This window comes from Hymenobacter sp. BT491 (assembly GCF_014349165.1).
Taxonomy (GTDB): Bacteria; Bacteroidota; Bacteroidia; order Cytophagales; family Hymenobacteraceae; genus Hymenobacter; species Hymenobacter jejuensis.
The window spans coordinates 883,466-902,188 of the sequence record NZ_JACSJJ010000002.1; the positions used below are offsets into that span (position 1 = coordinate 883,466).

Below are 18,723 nucleotides of genomic sequence, written 5' to 3' on the forward strand. Positions count from 1 at the left end.
CAACTACCTCCTATAAAAAAGCCCCGCCCACCCGCGGGGCTTTTTTATGCCCATAGTTCGTGCTGTGGGCCGGGTTCGGGAACGGAAACGGTGCCTTCCATTTTCGAACACAGTGTCCACTTCTGGACAGATTTTGAAGTGATAAGAAGAATTGATTCGTATATAAATTATTGATTATCAGGTTATTACACAATTGGCATGTCCATTGGCTGATAGGAAGGGAATACGCACCTATTCCGTACAAAAATGGACAGAGTTATCTCTACTGCTACCCAGAATCGCCGTCGCCGCCGGCAGTGGTTGCTGGTAGCCGGCGCGTTGCTGCTGCTGGTAGCCGGTCTACTGGCCTTTCGCAACGTGCTCAAACCTCGCCTCGATCGCTCCAAGATTCTGACCGCCGTGGCCGAAAAAGGGGCGGTGGAAGCCTCGCTGACGGCCTCAGGCCTGATCGTTCCGGGGCACGAAGCGGTCCTTACCAGCCCCATCCAATCCACGATTCAACGGGTGGTGCTGCAAGTGGGCGCGAAAGTCCGGCCCGGCCAAACCATTCTGGAGCTCGACAAAGAAGTGACGAACACGGCGCTGGCCAAGTTGCGCGATGAACAGCTGCAAAACCACAACAAAAACACCAAGCTGCAACTGGGCCTGGAGCATAGCCTCAACGATCTGGAGTCGCAGGAGCAAGTGCAGCAGGTGAAGGTGCGCAGCCTGCAATCGACGTTGCGCGACGAGCAGTACCTGCTCAAAATCGGCAGCGGCACCCGCGAAAACGTGCAGCAGGCCGAACTCAATCTTAAAGTGGCCCAACTGGAGCTGCAGCGCCTGCGCGAGCAGATCCACAACCAGCGCCAAAGCAACGCCGCCGACGTGCGCGAGTTGGGCTTCACGATGACCATTCAGGACCGCACCATTGCCGAGCTGGCGGGCAAGCTGGCCCAGGCCAACATCAGCGCGCAGCAGCCGGGCGTGCTCACGTGGGTGAACGAAGATGTAGGGGCCACCGTGAACCAGGGCGACCCGCTGGCCCGCGTGGCCGATTTGAGCAGCTTTCGGGTAAAAGCCACGATATCTGATACGTACGCCGATGCCTTGCACCTCGGCGATGCCATCGTGGTGCGCATTAATGACACGGACCTGCGGGGCACTATCAGCGCCATCAGCCCGTCCGTGGACAAGGGCGTGATCACGTTCTACGCCGAGCTGGCCCAGAACCACCATCCAGCCCTGCGCGCCAACCTGCGCACCGATGTGTTTGTGGTGACCAAATCGCACCCCAACGTGCTGCGGGTCAAGAACGGACCTTTCTACCAGGGCGGGCAAGAGCAACCGGTATTCGTGGTGAAAGATGGCAAAGCCATCCGCCGCACCGTGCGCTTTGGCGATAGCAATTTCGATTACGTGCAGATAATCAGTGGTTTGCAGCCCGGCGAGGAGATCGTGCTCTCCGACATGAAAGATTACGTGGACACGCCCGAACTGACCCTCAACGACTAAGCGGCCTCTTGCTCTATGAAACGATTTCTCCTCCTGTGCTTGCTGCCGCTACTGCCCACCGGCGCGGTGGCCCAATCGTCGGGGCCTGCGGCACCCGCTGCTGGCGCGGCGGGTAAAGTGTTGGGTTTGAGCGAAGTACTGGAATTGGCACTGGCCCAGTCTTCGGTGGTGAAACAAGCCCAGACCAACCGCGAAAACAGCTACTGGCAGTGGCGCACCTACCAAACCAATTATCGCCCCCAGCTCGGCCTGCTGGGCACCATACCGGATTTCAGCCGGGCCATTGCGCCGGTCGTGCAGCCCGACGGCACCACCGGCTTCCGGGCCGTGCGCCAAAATAACTCCAACCTGGCCCTGACTTTGAGCCAGAACATCGGGCCTACCGGCGGGCAGCTGTTTCTGACTTCCGAGGTGCAGCGCTTCGATAACTTCAACGGGGGCCAGCGCATGTACAACAACCGGCCGTTTGCGCTGGGCATTACCCAACCGCTGGGCATGTTCAATAGCCTGAGTTGGGCCCGCAAGATTGAGCCCTTGCGCTACGAAGAATCGCAGCGGCAGTACGTGGCCGACCGTGAGGCCATCACGCAGCGGGCCACGGAGCTGTATTTTGATGTGTTGCTGCAACAGGTAAACGCGGCCGTGGCCAGCCAAAACGTGCAGGCCAACGAAGAAATGCTGCGCTTGGGCCGCGAGCGGTTTCAACTCGGCCGCCTCTCCCAGAGCGATTTGTTGCAGCTCGAATACAACTTGGTAGCCTCGCGGCAGGCCCGCGGACAAGCCCGCCTCGACGCCCAAACGGCCACCCTGAACTTGCAGAGCTACATCGGGCTGGGCGGCTCTACCCAACTCACGCTGGATGTACCGGCCGCCACGCCGCCGCTGGCAGTATCGCCGGAGGAGGCGCTGGCGCAGGCCCGGCAAAACCGCGCCGAGCAGTTGGCCTTTCGCCGTCGGCTGTTGCAGGCCGAGCGCGACGTAGCCCAGGCCAAAGGCACCACGGGCTTTCAGGCGACGCTACAGGCCAATTTGGGGTACGTCAACCAAGCGACCAGTCTGTGGGACACCTACAACGGGTTGCAGAATCAGCAGCAGGTGCGCCTGACTTTCTCGATGCCGCTGGTGGATTGGGGTCGCCAGAAATCCATCATCAAAACCGCCGAGCTCAACCGCCAGCAAGTAGAAGTAACGGTAGAGCAAGACCAGATGACCTTCGAGCAGGCCGTGGTGGCCCAGGCCGCGCAACTGGGCACGCTGAGCGAGCAGCTCAGCCTGGCCGCTAGCGCCGACACGCTGGCCCAGCGCCGCTACGACATTGCCCGCGCTACTTACTTAGTGGGCCGTATCAGCCTCACGGACTTGAACTTAGCGCTTTCCGAAAAAGACCAGGCCAAGCGCGCCTACATTGCTGCCCTGCGCGCCTGCTGGGTGGCGCACTACCGCTTGCGCGCCCTCACGCTCTACGATTTTGAGCGCCGGCAGCCGCTGGCGGTGCTACGGGCCGGTAATATTTAGCACATCTGTTAGATGGATCTGTCCTCCTTTGCTTAGGCTCGGGAGGACAGGTTTTTATAGAGGACGGCATAGACAACAAGCCGCCAGAATAGGCTACCGCCGGCCCCGGATGCACAAAGCACCGGGAGCCCGCGGTAATTTTTTGGGCTTGCGTTCAAAATCGTACGGCGACCTCTCCATTTCCGAACACCCTGTCCGTTTATGGACAATTTTTTGAAATCGCGTTAGTAGCAATATGTATATAAATGCTTGGTAATCAAGTATTTATAAGTTTGGCACGTGGCTTGGCTACCTCTATAGGAAATCGGGCCTTGCCTGCTCAAAAGCGGACACCGCACTCCCGGTTTACTGCCTCCTTTGCCGCATCCTTCCACGTCAACCGCATTTTCCCATGAACTTCACCTCTGCCCAAAGCGACCTGTTTCTCGATCCGGCCGCGAAGGTGCGTCAGGCCACGGCGCTGGCCACGCCCATGCTCAAACTCACGGATATCGAGAAGGTATACCAAACCAAAACCATCGAAACCGTCGCCCTGAACCGCGTCAACCTGACGGTGAGCAAGGGCGAGTTTGTGTCGATCATGGGACCTTCGGGTTGCGGCAAATCGACACTGCTCAGCATCATGGGCTTGCTCGACGAGCCCACCAGCGGCCACATCGAAATCGACGGGCGCCCCGTGACTTCGTACTCCGACCGCGAGCTGGCGCACCTGCGCAATCAGAAAATCGGGTTTGTGTTTCAGAGCTACCACCTCATCCACGACCTCTCGGTGATCGACAACGTGGAGCTGCCCTTGCTCTACCGCAGCGGCGTATCGGGCAAGGAGCGCCGCCAGCGCGCCCACGCCGCCCTCGACAAAGTAGGCCTGAGCGCCCGCACCAATCACTTCCCCAGCCAGCTGTCGGGCGGCCAGCGCCAGCGCGTAGCCATCGCCCGCGCCCTGGCCGGCAACCCCGAAATCATTCTGGCCGACGAGCCGACCGGCAACCTCGACTCGGTGATGGGCGAGGAAATCATGGACATTCTGCTGGGCCTCAACCGCCGCGAGGGCACCACCATCGTGATGGTGACCCACGACGAGCAGCAGGCCCTGAAAACCGAGCGCGTCGTGCGCTTCTTCGACGGCAGCCAGGTTAGCTAACGCCGCCCGGAGCTTTCTTAATGCTGTAGTTGAAACCGTAATAATCAAACTATCAATATGTTACCTGTAGCTGCTTCCTCCTTAAGCGCCAGCCATGCCGAAGCCGAGCTGATCGAGGCCTGCCGCCGGGGCAACCCGCGGGCGCAGAAGCGTCTTTTCGACTGGCTCTCGCCGATGGCTTTGGGCGTGTGCCTGCGTTACCTGCGCCAGCCCGAAGAGGCGGAGGAAGCCATGCTGCTAGGCTTTGTAAAAATGTTTCGGGCCCTGGAGCAGTACCGCCACGACGGCAGCTTCCGCGGCTGGGTGCGGCGCATCATGATCAACGAAGCCCTGGGCCTGATCCGGCGCCGGCAGCCGTTGCACCTCGACATCGACGACTACGCCCCCGAAGTGGCGCCCATTGCCGCCGCGGCCGAAAGCGACCTGGCCGCCGCCGATCTGCTGGCCTTGCTGGCGGCGCTGCCCGCCGGCTACCGCACGGTGTTCAACCTCTACGCCATTGAGGGCTATTCGCACGCCGAAATCGCTGAGTTGCTGGGCATAAGCGAAGGCACCAGCAAATCGCAACTCAGCAAGGCGCGCGCCCTGCTCCAGCGCCAACTACAGGCTTTGCAATTCACTTCCACCTCTTCTTACTCCGAATCGTATGCTGCTTAGCTATATCAAAATTGCGTGGAAGGTCCTGCTTCGGCGCAAGTTTTTCACCTTCATCAGCCTGTTTGGCATCTCCTTCACCCTGATGGTGCTGCTGGTGGTGGTGGCCATGTTCGACAACTTTCAGGGCGCTCACGCTCCCGAGTCGCGGGTGAAGCGCATGGCTTTCATCTCGTTTATGAGCCAACGCTTCAAGGACGGCGGCCAGATGAATACGCCCGTCAGCCCGTACTTCCTCGACAAGTACGTGCGCCCGATGAAAACGCCCGAAAAAGTGGCGGTGTACTCGCTGTTTCACGCCACACCGGCCTACATCGGCAACAAGAAGCTGGACCTAGATCTGAAGTTTACGGATGCTGTTTTCTGGGAAGTATTTGATTTTCACTTCCTCGAAGGCAAGCCATACCTGGCGCAGGACGTGCGCTCCGCTAACCGGGTGGTTGTCATTACCGAAACCACAGCCCGGCAGTATTTCGGCGCCGCCACGGGTGTAGTCGGCCGCGACATTGTGGTCGATCAGCGCCGGTTTCGCGTGGTAGGGGTAGTCAGCGACGTGCCCGCCCTGCGCTTCAACTCCTACGCCGAGGTGTGGGCGCCCCTGACCACGACCAAAGCCGACATCCGCAACCCCGTGCTGGAAGGCGATTATTTTGCCGCGCTGCTGGCCCCCGAAGGCACGCCGCTGGAAGCCCTGGAGACTGAGTACCAGCAGATTGTGAGCCGGGTAACAATTCCGAACCGCGACGTGAAGAAGCTTGTAACCCACGCCGACCCGCTGCTGGCCTCGCTCACGCGCCAGCTTTTTGGGCCGATCGGGGGCGATAGCTCCGACAAAACAGCGCTGTTTTACGCCGTGACCGTGGGGCTGACGCTGCTGTTTATGCTGCTGCCCGCCCTGAATCTGGTCAACATCAACCTGAGCCGCATCCTGGAGCGCTCCTCCGAAATTGGGGTGCGCAAGGCCTTCGGCGCGACGGGCTCCACGCTGGTCGGCCAGTTTCTGATCGAAAACATCTTTCTGACGCTCCTGGGCGGCGTGCTGGGCTTGGTGCTGGCTTATGCGGCCCTGGAAGCCATCAGCGAGGCCAATTTCATTTCCTACGCCCATTTCACCCTGAACCTGCGCGTGTTTGGGTGGGCTCTGCTAGTAACGGTGGTTTTCGGGGTGTTGTCGGGCGTGTACCCGGCTTTTAAAATGTCGCGCCTACAGCCGGTGCAAGCCCTAAAAGGTAGTGCTAGCTAATTATTTGACTGTCAGATACTTACTTCCAATGATACGGCACCTGTTTACCTTGATCTGGAACCGCAAGCGGTCCAACTTTCTGCTCATCACGGAAATCATGCTCTCGTTTTTCGTGCTCTTCGTGGTGAGCAGCCTGCTGGTGTACAACCTCTACAACTACCGCCAGCCCATGGGCTTCCGCTACGACAATGTGTGGGAGATCACGCTCAACCCCGGCACCGATACCACGGCCCTGAAGCAAAAGGTGCTGATGGTGATGCAGCAGCTGAAAGCCAGCAAGGGCGTGGTGGGCGTAACGCAGACTAGCTCCAATACGCCGTTTTCGTTTTCCAACATGAACGGCACGCGCCAGTACAACCACAAGCAAACGCCCGTCACCGAGTTTTACGACGCCGACGACGAGCTGCGCCGTGTGTTGGGGCTGAACGTGGTGGAAGGCCGCTGGTTTGACCGCCGCGACAACGCCGCTGCCCGTACGCCGGCCATTATCAACAAGGCCATGCAGCGGGCCGTGTTTGCGGAGGAGTCGCCCATCGGCAAAATCATGACCGATGAGCACAACAAGGAGCAGTGGCAGATTGTGGGCGTGGTGGAAAGCTACCGCTCGGGCAGCGACTTTGCCGCCGACGAGCCGGCCATGTTTAGCCGCAAGGAAATCACCGATCCGAGCTCTAAGATGAACGGCGGCTACAACGTGCCGGTGCTGCTGCTGCGCGTGCAGCCCGGCAGCGGCGCGGTGCTGGAGCAGAAGCTGGTAAAAGACCTCGACCGCATGACCAAAGGCTGGTCCGTGACCGTGGACCCGCTGGAAAAAACCCGCATCAGCAAGCTCAAAGTTGTGCTCACGCCGCTGTGTGTGCTGGGTTTGGTGTGCCTGTTTTTGATTGTGAACGTAGCCTTGGGGCTGTTCGGGGTGCTGTGGTACAACATCAACCAGCGCAAAGCCGAGATCGGGTTGCGCCGGGCCTTGGGGGCTACGAGCACCGGCATCAGCCAGCAGTTTCTGGGCGAGATGCTCGTGGTGACAACCCTGGGCGTGGCCGTTGGCGTGGTGGTGGCGGCCCAGTTCCCGCTGCTGGGCGTGTTTGGCGTGGCGGCTACGGTTTACCTGCAAGCCATGGGCGTAGCTACCGTGCTCATCTTCTCCCTGACGGCCATCTGTGCTTTTCAACCCAGCCGCATTGCCGCGGGCATTCAGCCGGCCGTGTCGCTGCGGGAAGAGTAGCCGCCCCAAAAGGCCTGTTGGGCCGCGCACAGCCTTATTGTGCGGCCCAACGGCTTCGCTTTTTAACCCAAAATTCCTTCCTTCGCTACGCAATTTCAACCGCAATTCTCCATGATTCTCATAATCGACGACGACCTGGCTGTGCGCACCTCGCTGGGATTGCTGTTGAAGCAGGCCGGCTACGCGGCCAAGGGCGTGGGCACGCCCGAGGAAGCCCTGCGCGTCGTGCGCGACACGCCGCCTCAGCTCATGCTCATGGACATGAACTACTCGCTGGATACCAGTGGCAACGACGGATTGCAGCTGCTGGCCCAAGTAAAGCAGATTGCCCCGCAGGTGCCGGTTATTCTGATCACGGGGTGGGGCTCGATTTCGCTGGCGGTAGAAGGCATTAAGGCGGGCGCCGCGGAATTCATCACCAAGCCCTGGAACAACGACAGCCTGCTCCAGACCATCCGGACCATCCTGTGCCTGGCCGAGCGCCCCGCCGAAACCGACGACAGCACGCTCACGCGTCGGCAGCTCGACCGGCAGTATAACTTCCGCAACATCGTGGGCGCCGATCAGCAACTGCTTCATATTCTGCGCAATGTGGGGCAAGTAGCCGCCACCGACGCTTCGGTGCTGATTGAAGGGGAGAGCGGCACGGGCAAGGAGCTCATTGCCGAAGCCATCCACCAGAACAGCCACCGTCGCCAGCAGCCGTTTGTAAAAGTGAACCTGGGCGGCATCTCGGCTTCGTTGTTTGAAAGCGAAATGTTCGGCCATCGCCGCGGGGCCTTCACCGATGCCAAAGCCGACCGCGTGGGCCGCTTCGAGCTGGCCAACAAAGGCACCATTTTTCTGGACGAGATCGGCGAATTGGACTTGTCGAGCCAGGTAAAGCTGCTGCGCGTGCTCCAAGATCGCACCTACGAAGTGCTGGGCGATTCGCGTCCGCGCTCGCTCGATATCCGGGTGATCTGCGCCACCAACCGCAACTTGGCCGAGCTGGTAAAGGAAGGCCGCTTCCGCGAAGATCTGTTTTACCGCATCAACCTAATCACGGTGCGCCTGCCCGCCCTGCGCGAGCGCCCCGACGATATTCCGTTGCTGGTCAACCACTTCGTTGATAACCTGCGCGCCACTTACAACCGCCCGGCCCTGAAAGTAGGCACGCGCGCCCTGCACTGGCTGCGCGAGCTGCCCTTGTCCGGCAACATTCGCGAGCTCAAAAACCTGGTGGAGCGCGCCGTGCTGGTCAGCGGGAAAGACGAGCTTGGGCCCGAAGATTTTCAGGCCCAAACCCACAAAGCGCCCGTGCGGGCCGCCGAGGCCGGCGAATTGCCGCCCGTGGGCTCCATGACGCTCGACGAGCTGGAAGCCGCCATGATCCGGCGCTCCATGGAATTTTACGACGGCAATGTCAGCCGCGTGGCCAAAGCCCTGGGCCTAAGCCGCGGCGCCCTCTACCGCCGCCTTGAGAAATACGATATTCCCTTCGATTCTGCGCAGGCGTGAGGTACCTGCTACCTTATCGCTTTGCCACGTTCGCCGCTACTTTGCTACCTGCTATGAAAAACATTTCGCTCTTGATCCCTAACTGGTCGTTGGAACGCCATGACGAAGTTGCCACTCGCTTGCTCTGGGTCTGGGGTGCCGTCGGAGGGCTGGGCTTGTTGTTTGCCCTAATGCTGTAACTATCTGTATTGCAAGTATTTATAGATAGACAGGTAAAGGCAATGACTTCGAACGTGCCCAGGGTAAGAAACAAGGCTTGTCACTGCCGGCTTGCAAAGGCCGGTTTCGGCGGCATATTCGCCTTCTGATATGACCCTTCGCACCAAATTCATCCTGTTCGTTGTCATCATTCACGCCGTCCTGATTGTGCTGGCCGCGCAGGTACTGCGGACGAACCCCGTGCTGTTTATCGGTACCGAGCTGATTCTGGCCGTTTCGATTGTGCTCACTGTGCAGCTGTACCGGGGCTTTGTGCGGCCCTTCAACCTGATTGCGGCGGGCACAGAAGCCATTCAGGCCAAGGACTTTACCATGAAGTTCGTGCCGGTCGGCCAGCGCGAAATGGACCAGTTGATTGACGTGTACAACCGCATGATCGACGAACTGCGCCAAGAGCGCGTCACACAACACGAAAAAAGCTTTCTGCTCGAGCGCCTGATCGAAGCCTCGCCCGCCGGCGTGCTGCTGCTCACCTTCGACGGCCGCATCGAGGCCGTGAACCCGGCGGCCCTGCGCTGCCTGCGGCTGCCGGCTGCGGAGTTGTTGGGCAAGAAACCCAGCGAGTTGCCCGGCGACTGGGGAACGTCGCTGAGTACGCTTACTACGGGCGAGCCGCAGGTGGTGCAACTATCAGGTATTCAGACGTATAGGGCGCACTGCTCGCACTTCGTGGATCGGGGATTTACCCGCAATTTTATTGTGCTGGAAGAGCTGACCCAGGACCTGATCCGGCAGGAAAAGCTGGCTTACGAGAAGCTTATCCGGATGATGTCGCACGAGATCAACAACTCCATTGGGGCCATCAACTCGATTTTGCAGTCGTTTCACTACTACGCCCCGCAGCTCCGCGAAGAAGATCGCGACGATTTCACGGAGGCGTTAGAAGTGTCGGTGAATCGCAATACGCACTTGGCCAACTTCATCGCCAACTTCGCCAACCTCGTGCGGCTGCCCGCGCCCACGCGCCGTCCCCACGACGTGCACGAGCTATTGCGCGGCATTCAGCGCCTGTTTCAGGTGCAGTGCGAACGACGTAACATATTATGGCACTGGGAGTTGGCTGGTGGGCCGCTTTGGGTGGGATTGGACGCGCAACAAATGGAACAGGCCATCCTAAACATCGTCAAGAACGCATTAGAGTCGATTGGCGAAAACGGCAACCTGACGGTGCGCACTACTCAAAATCCGCCCATGCTGCGCATCGAAGACGACGGCGCGGGCATTCCGGCCGACGTGCAGCGGCGCTTGTTTACGCCGTTTTTCAGCACCAAGCGCGACGGGCAGGGCATTGGCCTGACCATGATCCGCGATATTCTGTTGCAGCACGGCTTCCGCTTTAGCCTCGAAACCCAGCCTACCGGCCTCACCGCCTTCACCATCTGGCTGACCGACAGCGAACCCAAGGTGCTTGCTACCACTTAGCAAAAAGCCCTTCCGGAGCACACGGAAGGGCTTTTTGCTTGATGGAACCGCCGCTTAGCGGTGCGGCTGCCAGGTTAGGCCGAGGCCCATGCCGCCGGGCTGCCAAGCAGGGTAGAAGCCAATGTCGCGGCCAATAGGTTTTCTTCCCCAGCGGTTGCGGTGGGTTAGGTAGCCCAGGTGGGCCGACAGGATGCCGAAGCCCGCGCCGGCGATCACGTCGCTCTGCCAGTGCTTGGTGTTGATCATGCGCAGGGCCGCCACGCCAGTAGCAATGGTGTAGGCCCCGATGCCGTACCACTGGCTTTTGTCGCGCAATTCGGTGTGCACGATGCTGGCGGCCAGAAACGCCTGGGCCGTGTGGCCCGACGGAAACGAGAGATTGTCCGAGCCGTCGGGGCGGCGCTCGCGCACCAGGTACTTGACCGTGAAGGTGCTGGCCGCCATGATCAGCTCGCTTTTGAGAATGACCAGGCCGATGTTAACGTTGTCGTCGCGCGATTCGACGCCGGCCAGCAGCACGGCGCCCAGCTCCAGGTAGGGGGCCACCAGCAGGTAATTATCCAAGCTGGTGCGGTAGGTCGGGAAGAGCTTGTGAATGTCGCGGTTGGCTTGGGTGTTGGTGTAGAAGCCGTGGCTGTTGACGTGTAGCGCCCCGTAGGTGATGAGCACGGCCGGCACCACGGAAGCGCGCACGAGCTTGCCTCGGTACCAGGGCTTGGAAACGGCCGCCGAGGTGCCCGTCGGGTTTTCAAACTTGTGCACCGTGTCCGCCGGGGCCGGGGTGGCCAGCGGCGTTTGGGCCAACGAAACAGTTGCGGGAGTTAGGGTAAGCGTGAGCGGCAGAAGCAGGCACACAACCCAGGTGCGAAGCGGAGAAAGGATCATGGGGGAGAAAAAAGCCCTTGTGCGGGCCATGTACGGTGGCAGAGAAGTAAGGGAAGAGGCAAAAGGAATGTCTGGGCGAAGTATTTTGTTTTGAAGGCAAAGGATGTTTATACCCGAAACCAGTGATTCATGTTTGTGTAGTTATATTTCTGTAAATCATTTATTTATGCTTTTAAATATGATTTCGAATGGCAGCCTTTTTCCCAGTAGAAGCGGCAGAATTATGCAACACTTCTGCTGAATCCCGCACGGCCAACAGGCAGGGCAGGTTGTTTACTTTGTGACTACCGGCCGGGTTACGGCCGACATGGAAATTTCGTGATGAACCAACAGGACATATCTACCGGAATCCCCACCGAACCGAAGCCTGAGCAGGCTTCCGCTGGTCCGGAACGGAAGGCCACGGCCACCCTCGAAATAGAGGGCATGAGCTGCGCGGCCTGCGCGGCGGCGGTACAGAGGTCGCTGACGAAGGCGCCGGGCGTGCGCAAAGCCCTCGTCAACTACGCCACCGAAAAAGCCACCGTAGAATACGCCCCCGACCTAGCCACGCCCGCCACGCTGAAGGCCGCCGTGGAGAAAGCCGGCTACGGCGTAACCGAGCGCCAGCCCGACACCAGCGCGGCCGATCGCCAAGCCGAAATCGACCGGCAGAAGGCCGCGGCCTACCAAAGCCTCAAGCGGCGCCTGTGGGTGGCGGCCGGGCTGACCGCCGTGATCATGCCCTTGTCGATGATTATGCTCTGGCCGGCGTTGTCGGCTCGGGTTAACGTGCAGTGGCTGAACTACTTACTGCTGCTGCTCACGTTGCCGGTATTGCTCTACAGCGGCCGCGAATTTTATACTTCGGCCTGGAATGCCTTCCGGCACCGAGCCGCCAACATGGATACCCTGATTGCCGTGGGGACGGGTGCCGCCTTTCTTTATAGCGTGGCAGCTACCGTGGTGCCGCATTTTTTTATGCAGCGCGGCCTCATGCCCGAAGTCTACTACGATACCACGGCCACGATCATCGCCCTGATTTTGGTGGGGAAAGTGCTGGAGATGCGCGCCAAAACCCAAACCTCGGCGGCCATTCGTTCTTTAATGGGCTTGCAGGCCCAAACGGCCCGAGTAATCCGCGGCGACCAGGAGTTTGATGTGCCCCTGGAGCAAGTGCAGCTCGACGACGTGGTGCTGGTCCGGCCCGGCGAGAAAGTGGCCACCGACGGCGTCGTGCTCGACGGGCATTCGGCCGTAGACGAGGCCATGCTCACCGGCGAAAGCCTGCCGGTAGAAAAGCAAGCCGGCGACAACGTATTCGGCGCTACGATCAATAAAACCGGGGCTTTTCGCTTTCGCGTCACCAAAGTCGGGGCCGACACGCTGCTGGCTCAGATTGTGAAGTTGGTGGAAGATGCCCAGGGCTCGCGGGCGCCCATTCAGCGGCTGGCCGACCAAGTCAGCGCCATTTTTGTGCCGACGGTGGTCTGCATTGCCATTCTTACGTTCGTGCTGTGGTTTGATCTGGCCCCGGAATCCTCGCGGTTTACGTTGGCCTTGGTCAACTTTGTGGCCGTGCTCATCATTGCGTGTCCGTGCGCACTGGGGCTGGCGACGCCCACGGCCATCATGGTGAGCACGGGCAAAGGAGCCGAGCAGGGGGTGCTGATTCGCAACGCGGAAGCGCTGGAAAAAGCCCACGAAGTGAACACCGTCTTGCTCGACAAAACCGGCACCATCACCCGCGGCGAGCCCAGCGTCACGGATTACGTACCCGTGCAGCCTGCCGCCGACGGCCAGCAATTGCTCCAGCGCATTGCCGCGGTTGAGCGGCTTTCGGAGCATCCTTTGGCGGCGGCCGTCGTGCGTTTTGCTGAGGAGCAAGGCCTTGCGGCCTTTCCGGCAACAGGTTTTCGGGCCATCGAAGGCAAAGGCGCTACGGCTTCCGTTGCCAACGACACAGTGCTGATCGGCAACCAGCGCCTGCTCACCGACGAAGGCGTAGCGCTCACGGAAACGGCTGCAAGCCGCGCCGCCGAGTTGCGGCAGCAAGCCAAAACGGTGCTTTTCGTGGCTCTGAATGGGCAAATAGCCGCCGTGCTGGGCGTCGCCGATACCCTGCGCGATACCTCGGCCGCGGCCATTGGGCAACTGCAACGCATGGGGCTGGAAGTGGTCATGATGACCGGAGACAACGCGCAGACCGCCGCCAAAGTAGCCGAGCAAGTGGGCATCAAGCGCTTTTTTGCCGAAGTCCTGCCCCACGACAAAGCCAATAAAGTAAAAGAGCTGCAAGCCGAAGGCCGCGTGGTGGCCATGGTCGGCGACGGCATCAACGATGCGCCCGCGCTGGCCCAGGCCGATATTGGCCTGGCCATGGGCGCAGGTACCGATATAGCCATGCAGGCCGCTGGCATCACCTTGATGCGCAGCGATTTGCATGGCGTCGTGACGGCGATTGAACTCTCGCGCCAGACCATTCGCACCATCCGGCAGAACCTGTTCTTTGCTTTCGTCTACAACACGCTGGGCATTCCGGTCGCGGCCGGGCTGCTGTATCCGGTCTTCGGCGTGCTGTTGTCGCCGATGCTGGCCGCCGGGGCCATGGCCCTGAGTTCAGTATCGGTGCTGACAAACTCGCTGCGGTTGCGGACTTTTGGTAAGCAAAATAGGTAATAAATTGATTTTCAAATAGATATGGATACTGTCGAATTATTCGTGACGGCCGCTGGGGCCTTATTGATTGGCTTGGTGCTGTGGTATTTTTTCTTCTCCGAACGCGAGGTGGTGAGCGCCGTTTCTTCCTTGGGCGGCTTGCAGCAGGCCGATATTACCGTGAAAGGCGGCTATTCCCCCGACGTGATTGAGGTAGAGCGCGGCCGACCGGTGCAGCTGCATTTTCACCGCACCGAAGATGCGAGCTGCTCCGAAGAGCTTTTGTTGCCCGATTTTCACATTCGCCGCGAATTGCCCGCTTTCCAAACCACGACCATTGAGTTGCTGCCCCAGCAACCGGGCACCTTCGAGTTTACGTGCGGCATGCACATGTTGCGCGGCAAGCTCGTTGTTAAATAAGGCATTGATAATCAGGAGATTATCAGTGATTACTTCATGGCGGTCTGGTCGGGTGTAGAGTCTTTGGTAAAGAAGGCTTCCCGCAAACAGGCGTCTTGTTGGTAAATATCTTTGTAGAGAACGAGCTTGCCGTTTTCGGCTTCGCAGGTGTAGTAGCGAATGTGGATGGGCAGGCCGGTGCGCAGGTCGAATCGGCGGCGCAGGCTGCGGTCCGGGCCGGTGAGGGCCGGCTTCAGGGCGGCTTCGTTGCCGTCCCGCCGAAGCAGGTAAGAAGCTAGCTGCCAGGGTTTTTCCACGCGGACACAGCCGTGGCTCAGCGCGCGCTCGGTTTGGGTAAAAGCGCTACGGGCCGGCGTGTCGTGCAGAAACACGGTGTGGTCGTTGGGGAAATAAAAGACTACGCCGCCCAATGCGTTGTGGCGGCCCGACGTCTGCCGAATCGAATAGGAAAAGGTTTCGGGCGTGACCTTGCTCCAGCGAACCCGCCACGGATTCACGGGTTGGTTTTTGTAGTTGTAGAGGCGGTAGTTGTTGTCGGCCAGGTAGCTCGGATCGCGTTGGAGTTCCGGCAGCATTTCATTGACGGCGATGCTGTAGGGCACGCGCCACTCCGGGGCCGTCACGAATACAATAATGCGGCTGTCGATGAGCGGGGTGGGCGTGACGGGCTTGCCCACGATCACGCGGTGCGTCTGGAGCACCTGGCCTCGCTTGATTACTTGCAGCCGGTAGGCCGGAATGTTGACCAGTACGTACTCCGAATCTGCAGCGGCTTCCCAGCGCAGGCGCTCTAGGTTGATGGCCACGCGCCGAAATTCGGTTTGCTCGCCGCTCATCAGCCGCAGGGAGTCGGCAGGTGAAGCGCGCAGCATGCGGCTCCAGGTGCGTTGCAGCTGCACATACATCCGGCTTTGCGGTTGCTCGTGCAATAGTGATGCGGTCAGATCTTGGCTACCCAGGGCCTGCAATAGCCGCCCCACGGCGCGGCGCGTAGCCAGCGAATCCTGATCGGTGGGCGCTAAGGTGCCGGGCTGTAGCCGCCCTTGGTGCAGGTGCTGGGTATAGCGCAGCAAGGCGTCGGTGAGGCGAAGCTCGAAGCTGGCCAGCTGATGAGCGCGCTCGTCGGCAGTGGCGCGCAACGTCAGGGAGTCGGGGAGGGCGCTCAGCTGCGACCAGCCGTAGGTATCGCGGTTCAGGCCGTATTCGGCGGCCGTGCTGAGGAAGGAAAGCGCGGCCGTTGCCGAAGAATTCCAGCCGGCTGCTTGCGTCCAGACGGGTTGGTACTGCCGCTGGGTGTAGAAATCCTGCACCGCCGAGCCGGTGTGCAACCCGAGCCGCTGGTAGGTCGCGACGGGCCCCAGGGGAGCCGTGTCAAGCAGCTTTTTGAGCTGCATCGTTTCCGCCAGGCTCGCCGCCGAGCCGGAAACGTGCCTTTCGCCGTCTCCCGCTGGCCAAGCCAGTAAGGGGAGCGCGCAGCCGACGAAGGTCACCAGTAAACAAGCAGACCGCACACTGCTTCTTAGCCAGGTCATGAGAATAGGGCCAGAAGAGTCGGAAAATGCTGAGCAGTATCAGTTAAAGCATAGGCAGGAGACAGACGAGAAGTCCGGTTGCAGTCGGGAAAAGTCAGAGCGGAATGATGTCAGAAGTTACTCAAAGCACCAGATAAAAGCTAATTTTTTCTGGCTTATTACTTATTTGAGTAGAAATGGATTGGGCAGTCGTTTTCGGCTGTAGTTCAACCAATACGATTTCTCCTCGATTGAGCGGCCGCCCTGTTTTCGCCCAAACGCCTAGAAAAGATCTGTATATCTGTCATTTTGGTGGGCCTTAACAAAGCTTTAAGTGGGCGTTTTTGGTATAAATTGTTAATAATCAAATGCTTATGTTGAAAACGGTTATTTTTCTTCGTGAAAGACCTTCTGATACTGTTGCGCGATGGTGACGGGGCTGTACGCCGCCCGTACCTGCGGGGCCCGTTGCTGAAACAGGCGTTTTTGCTCGGCTAGGTTATCCGTGCAAAACTGCATCTGCTCGACGAAGGACTCCGGGTTTTCGGGGTCGCCGACGTAAAGGGCCTGGCCCAGCGTTACTTCCTTCAGCGACGTGCGCGCCGTGGTGATGGTTGGGATGCCCAGGCCCATGGCTTCCACGGGCGGCATGCCAAAGCCTTCGAATAGCGAGGGAAACACGAAAAACGAGCACGTTCGCATCAGGTCGGTGAGGCGCTGGTTGTCGATGTAGCCCGTGAAGCTGATGTTTGGGTTTTGGGCCACGGCTTCGTTGATCTGGCGGTGATAAGCCGAATAATCGCCGCCGATGAGCTTGTCGGCCGTTTGCCCCACGAGCACCAATTGAAAATCAGGGTTTCGGGCGTTGAAAATTTGAAAGGCTTTGAGCAGCGTCAGGATGTTCTTGTGGGGGTAATGCGCGGCCAGCGTCAGGATGAAGGGCCGGGCGGGCGGCATCAAGTCGGGCTTGAAATACAGCTCAAAACGCTCGAAATCAATGGGGTTGTGAATGGCCGTGACGCGGTCGGCGTAGCGGGCGCCGTAGCGTTCGAGTACGTCGTTTTTCACAAACTCCGAAATGCAGACCACCTTGCGGGCGTGGTAGAGCGAGTGCAAGTGCGCCAGCCGCAGCCACTGGCGCTTGGGGGCGGAAAAAAACTCCGGGTAGTGCAGGTATTGCAGGTCGTGGAGGGTGGTGAAAAACTTGCGCCGCCGCCCGAAGTTGAAGCCGGTCACGTAGTTAGGGTAGAACACCGCCTCCGCCTTCCGAACCGACTCCAGCACGAGCGGCGAGATCATTTCGTAGATCCCACGGTTAAACGGCACCTTCACGTACTGCTTGTCTAGCTGAGGGTACTGCGCCTCGAAATAATCGCGAAATTGCTCTTGCAGCAGCAACGTAACGTGGTCCGCAGCCGGCAGGTCGCGGAAGCCTTTGGCCAGGTTGATAAAGAAATTCTCGGCCCCGCCCACTTTGCCAGGGTAAATGAATAAGCCGGAAAATAGTAGGTTCATGAGTTATGCTATTGCGTAATTAATTGAGCAGCAATTACTTATTTAAAAGAAGTTACTGCTCATCCAGTGGCTTTAGGCGCGGATCGAAGGGGTGGGGCTCCACCGATACGATCCGCAGCCGCACGTGGTCGGGGTGGAGCGGGTTGAGCAGGTAGTTCCACTCGCTGGGCGCCTGCGCCGACGGAACTTTCAGCAGCCAATAGCGGCCTTCCAGTATCCAGAGGCGCGAGATTTCGGCCAGCTCCTGCGGATACGGAATTTCCTGCCAGTTGGCGGGCAGTTCCGCAACCGTGACCTGCCGGACCGAGGCGTCGTCGGGGATTTCCAGCGTGAGGGCGTAGTAGTTCTGGGGCAGCGACGAGGCGTTGGCCAGCACTTCCAGCTTGGCCAGCGACAGGTGCTCGGAGGTGTACAGAATTTGAGTGCCCTTGGTGTGCCAGCGGGCGGGGGCGTACAACCCACCGCTGCCCGAAAGGTCGCGGATGCGGGCCTGTTTGCCCAGGCGGTACAGCAGCACGGCTTACGAATACATGCCGTACTCGATGCGAAACAGCACGGCCAGCACCTGGTCGCGCCCGATGGCCGAGCTCAGCAGCGACTTAGGCCGGATGTTGCCCAGGGCCACGTTGGGCGTGGAGAGCCAATGGTTGAAATCGTCTTCGTTCTCAAATACTTCCAGGCCTTTGAGCAGCACGCCCGAGAGCTGAATGGTTTTCTCGCCTTCGTCGCGGGTCAGCGGACTTTTGGCCTGTTCGCGGCGGGCCAGGGTGCTTTCCGAAATGTCGAGCACGGCGCTGATTTCCTTGTTGGTGAAGCGCAAATGCTGCTGCAACGCCCGCAGGGCGCGTACCGGCAAGCCTTTGATGGCCACGGCCAATAAGTCGAGCTCGTTGTGCACCGGCTGCGGAATCACGGTGCCGCCGCCCATCAAATCGACCATGTTGGCCACCGGAGTTTTACGAAGCGCTGTCATTTGCATAGTTTCAAACCGTCATTTGACGGCAATATACGCTATGAACGGCGAACGCCCTGCGAAAGATTCCGGGATAGCGAGTTGCGGGTTATTCAGCGGAGTGGAAAGCATTGTAAGTGAAAAAGAAGGAGTAGCTATAATGTCTGAACTTGTGTGTATAAGTGGTTTATAATCAAATATTTATATTTAGAAAGCGTGTTGTATTCATATTCAATTTCTGTAAAAGCTGATTCGCTTCGGAAGTACCGGCGTGGAATATTTGCCATTCCTGCTTTTCGCTGAGGTTATGCAAGCTTATCCAACCCGGCTGCGACTCGGTGATCGTTACCGACGGCCGCTTCGACAAGAAATTATGACCTCCTTTACTTC

The 18,723-nt window shown here is 59.3% G+C and carries 16 protein-coding genes; 11 read left to right on the forward strand and 5 right to left on the reverse strand.

What is annotated here, in order from left to right:
- Positions 1-246: 246 nt before the first annotated feature.
- The 9 genes from H9I52_RS09505 to H9I52_RS09540 all read left to right on the forward strand — a co-directional run bounded on the left by H9I52_RS09505 (position 247) and on the right by H9I52_RS09540 (position 10,413).
- Positions 247-1,494: an efflux RND transporter periplasmic adaptor subunit gene (locus tag H9I52_RS09505; RefSeq protein ID WP_187453665.1), complete on the forward strand. Its 1,248-nt coding sequence runs from the start codon at positions 247-249 to the stop codon at positions 1,492-1,494.
- Between the two features lie 15 nt (positions 1,495-1,509).
- On the forward strand, positions 1,510-3,009 hold the full coding sequence (locus tag H9I52_RS09510; RefSeq protein ID WP_187453666.1) for a TolC family protein: 1,500 nt from the start codon (positions 1,510-1,512) through the stop codon (positions 3,007-3,009).
- 472 nt (positions 3,010-3,481) lie between these two features.
- Entirely contained in the window at positions 3,482-4,150 is a 669-nt protein-coding gene (locus H9I52_RS09515) for an ABC transporter ATP-binding protein (protein ID WP_187453988.1), read from the forward strand.
- Positions 4,151-4,207: 57 nt separating this feature from the next.
- Positions 4,208-4,807: an RNA polymerase sigma factor gene (locus tag H9I52_RS09520; RefSeq protein WP_139517195.1), complete on the forward strand. Its 600-nt coding sequence runs from the start codon at positions 4,208-4,210 to the stop codon at positions 4,805-4,807.
- The gene (locus H9I52_RS09525; protein ID WP_187453667.1) at positions 4,797-6,047 is read left to right on the forward strand and encodes an ABC transporter permease; all 1,251 of its coding nucleotides are present in this window, start codon (positions 4,797-4,799) and stop codon (positions 6,045-6,047) included. Before H9I52_RS09520 ends, H9I52_RS09525 begins: the two co-directional genes overlap by 11 nt.
- Before the next feature lie 28 nt (positions 6,048-6,075).
- Positions 6,076-7,272 (forward strand): FtsX-like permease family protein, encoded by a 1,197-nt coding sequence (locus tag H9I52_RS09530; protein ID WP_187453668.1) that lies wholly within the window; start codon positions 6,076-6,078, stop codon positions 7,270-7,272.
- A 111-nt stretch (positions 7,273-7,383) separates the two neighbouring features.
- Entirely contained in the window at positions 7,384-8,772 is a 1,389-nt protein-coding gene (locus H9I52_RS09535; protein WP_187453669.1) for a sigma-54-dependent transcriptional regulator, read from the forward strand.
- 53 nt (positions 8,773-8,825) lie between these two features.
- Positions 8,826-8,951 (forward strand): hypothetical protein, encoded by a 126-nt coding sequence (locus H9I52_RS23030; RefSeq protein ID WP_262385995.1) that lies wholly within the window; start codon positions 8,826-8,828, stop codon positions 8,949-8,951.
- A gap of 130 nt (positions 8,952-9,081) precedes the next feature.
- The gene (locus H9I52_RS09540) at positions 9,082-10,413 is read left to right on the forward strand and encodes a sensor histidine kinase (RefSeq protein ID WP_187453670.1); all 1,332 of its coding nucleotides are present in this window, start codon (positions 9,082-9,084) and stop codon (positions 10,411-10,413) included.
- 54 nt (positions 10,414-10,467) lie between these two features.
- On the opposite strand, the gene H9I52_RS09545 is transcribed toward H9I52_RS09540, so the two are convergent.
- Positions 10,468-11,298, reverse strand: coding sequence for a phosphatase PAP2 family protein (locus H9I52_RS09545; protein ID WP_187453671.1), 831 nt, complete (start codon positions 11,296-11,298; stop codon positions 10,468-10,470).
- Between the two features lie 321 nt (positions 11,299-11,619).
- On the opposite strand from H9I52_RS09545, the gene H9I52_RS09550 reads away from it, so the two are divergent.
- Both H9I52_RS09550 and H9I52_RS09555 read left to right on the forward strand, forming a co-directional pair.
- Positions 11,620-13,956, forward strand: a complete 2,337-nt coding sequence (locus H9I52_RS09550) for a heavy metal translocating P-type ATPase (RefSeq protein ID WP_187453989.1) — start codon at positions 11,620-11,622, stop codon at positions 13,954-13,956.
- Between the two features lie 21 nt (positions 13,957-13,977).
- Positions 13,978-14,355 (forward strand): cupredoxin domain-containing protein, encoded by a 378-nt coding sequence (locus H9I52_RS09555; protein WP_139517202.1) that lies wholly within the window; start codon positions 13,978-13,980, stop codon positions 14,353-14,355.
- Positions 14,356-14,384: 29 nt separating this feature from the next.
- On the opposite strand, the gene H9I52_RS09560 is transcribed toward H9I52_RS09555, so the two are convergent.
- The 4 genes from H9I52_RS09560 to H9I52_RS09575 all read right to left on the reverse strand — a co-directional run bounded on the left by H9I52_RS09560 (position 14,385) and on the right by H9I52_RS09575 (position 18,354).
- Positions 14,385-15,749, reverse strand: a complete 1,365-nt coding sequence (locus H9I52_RS09560) for a L,D-transpeptidase family protein (protein WP_187453672.1) — start codon at positions 15,747-15,749, stop codon at positions 14,385-14,387.
- A gap of 504 nt (positions 15,750-16,253) precedes the next feature.
- Complete coding sequence (locus H9I52_RS09565; RefSeq protein WP_187453673.1) at positions 16,254-17,381, reverse strand: glycosyltransferase family 4 protein; 1,128 nt, start codon at positions 17,379-17,381, stop codon at positions 16,254-16,256.
- Positions 17,382-17,433: 52 nt separating this feature from the next.
- The gene (locus H9I52_RS09570; RefSeq protein WP_187453674.1) at positions 17,434-17,898 is read right to left on the reverse strand and encodes an RES family NAD+ phosphorylase; all 465 of its coding nucleotides are present in this window, start codon (positions 17,896-17,898) and stop codon (positions 17,434-17,436) included.
- Between the two features lie 3 nt (positions 17,899-17,901).
- Complete coding sequence (locus tag H9I52_RS09575) at positions 17,902-18,354, reverse strand: antitoxin Xre-like helix-turn-helix domain-containing protein (protein ID WP_139517206.1); 453 nt, start codon at positions 18,352-18,354, stop codon at positions 17,902-17,904.
- Between the last annotated feature and the right edge of the window lie 369 nt (positions 18,355-18,723).

What these genes read in the sequence shown, in the direction of transcription:
- H9I52_RS09535 (WP_187453669.1), top strand. Translation starts at nt 7,384, where the DNA reads ATGATTCTCATAATCGACGACGACCTGGCTGTGCGCACCTCGCTGGGA.
- H9I52_RS09515 (WP_187453988.1), top strand. Translation starts at nt 3,482, where the DNA reads ATGCTCAAACTCACGGATATCGAGAAGGTATACCAAACCAAAACCATC.
- H9I52_RS09520 (WP_139517195.1), top strand. Translation starts at nt 4,208, where the DNA reads ATGTTACCTGTAGCTGCTTCCTCCTTAAGCGCCAGCCATGCCGAAGCC.
- H9I52_RS09545 (WP_187453671.1), bottom strand. Translation starts at nt 11,298, where the DNA reads ATGATCCTTTCTCCGCTTCGCACCTGGGTTGTGTGCCTGCTTCTGCCG.
- H9I52_RS09525 (WP_187453667.1), top strand. Translation starts at nt 4,797, where the DNA reads ATGCTGCTTAGCTATATCAAAATTGCGTGGAAGGTCCTGCTTCGGCGC.
- H9I52_RS09565 (WP_187453673.1), bottom strand. Translation starts at nt 17,381, where the DNA reads ATGAACCTACTATTTTCCGGCTTATTCATTTACCCTGGCAAAGTGGGC.
- H9I52_RS09540 (WP_187453670.1), top strand. Translation starts at nt 9,082, where the DNA reads ATGACCCTTCGCACCAAATTCATCCTGTTCGTTGTCATCATTCACGCC.
- H9I52_RS09560 (WP_187453672.1), bottom strand. Translation starts at nt 15,749, where the DNA reads ATGCAGCTCAAAAAGCTGCTTGACACGGCTCCCCTGGGGCCCGTCGCG.
- H9I52_RS23030 (WP_262385995.1), top strand. Translation starts at nt 8,826, where the DNA reads ATGAAAAACATTTCGCTCTTGATCCCTAACTGGTCGTTGGAACGCCAT.
- H9I52_RS09510 (WP_187453666.1), top strand. Translation starts at nt 1,510, where the DNA reads ATGAAACGATTTCTCCTCCTGTGCTTGCTGCCGCTACTGCCCACCGGC.
- H9I52_RS09575 (WP_139517206.1), bottom strand. Translation starts at nt 18,354, where the DNA reads ATGACAGCGCTTCGTAAAACTCCGGTGGCCAACATGGTCGATTTGATG.
- H9I52_RS09555 (WP_139517202.1), top strand. Translation starts at nt 13,978, where the DNA reads ATGGATACTGTCGAATTATTCGTGACGGCCGCTGGGGCCTTATTGATT.
- H9I52_RS09530 (WP_187453668.1), top strand. Translation starts at nt 6,076, where the DNA reads ATGATACGGCACCTGTTTACCTTGATCTGGAACCGCAAGCGGTCCAAC.
- H9I52_RS09550 (WP_187453989.1), top strand. Translation starts at nt 11,620, where the DNA reads ATGAACCAACAGGACATATCTACCGGAATCCCCACCGAACCGAAGCCT.
- H9I52_RS09505 (WP_187453665.1), top strand. Translation starts at nt 247, where the DNA reads ATGGACAGAGTTATCTCTACTGCTACCCAGAATCGCCGTCGCCGCCGG.